The 908-nt window shown below is 68.2% G+C and carries 1 protein-coding gene; it reads left to right on the top strand.

The genetic code is table 11. The features are described 5' to 3' along the window. Positions 1–80: 80 nt before the first annotated feature. A partial coding sequence (locus FL344_RS38170; RefSeq protein ID WP_141621950.1) for a dipeptidase occupies positions 81–908 on the top strand: 828 nt, incomplete at its 3' end.

Below are 908 nucleotides of genomic sequence, written 5' to 3'. Positions count from 1 at the left end.
GGGCGGGGCAGGGACGTTGAGTGAGCACCGGGACGCGGGTGGTGCTTGTTTCGCGCACGCGGGTGGGCAGACTTGCGCGCATGGGTGACGTGAAAGAGTTCCACCAGCGGTGGTGCATCGCGGACGGCCATGCGGATTCCCTCATGTGGAACCGCGACCTGTGTGAACGCTCTGAAGAGGGCCATGTGGACTTCCCCCGCCTGCGGGAGGCGGGGGTGAAGCTCCAGTGCTTCACCATCGTCACCCGGGGCTTCCCCTTCATCGGAGGCTTCCCGGTGTTCGCAGCGTGGCGGGGGTGGCCCCGGGAGGCCCGGGCGAGCGAGTGGACCCGGGCGCTCTGGCAGATTGAGCAGATGGCATCCTTCTGTGCGCGCTCCGGGGATGCCGCCCGCATCACCACGACAGGCGCCATGCTGGAGGACAACCTCGCGCAAGGGCGGCTGTCCGCGGTGCTGGGCGTGGAAGGGGGGCACGCCATCGAAGGCCAGGTGGCGCGTCTGTCCGAGCTTCACCAGCGTGGGGTACGCTTCATGGGCCTCACCCACCTGTCCAACAACGACCTGGGCGGCTCTTCCTTTCCGATGATGGGCAACCGGGGCCTCACACCGCTGGGCCGGGATGTCATGGAGGAGATGGCCCGGCTGGGCATGAGCGTGGATGTGGCGCATGCCTCGGAGTCGACCCTCAAGGATCTCTTCACCCACCCTTCGGTCCGGTTCTTCTGCTCGCACACGGGCGTTCGCGCGGCAGGCGGCGGCTGGCGCAACCTCTCCGACGAAGCCCTGCGCTTCATCGCAGACCGGGGCGGGGTGGTGGGCATCATCTTCGCCCCCGTCTATCTGGGCGGTGACACCGTGGATGACGTGGTCCGGCACATCGAGCACGCCGTGGACGTCATGGGGGAGGGC

This window comes from Myxococcus sp. AB036A (assembly GCF_006547355.1).
In the GTDB taxonomy this organism is placed as follows: domain Bacteria; phylum Myxococcota; class Myxococcia; order Myxococcales; family Myxococcaceae; genus Myxococcus; species Myxococcus virescens.
The sequence above is the reverse complement of the archived record's forward strand: the minus strand, read 5'-3'. Positions and strand labels throughout refer to the sequence as shown.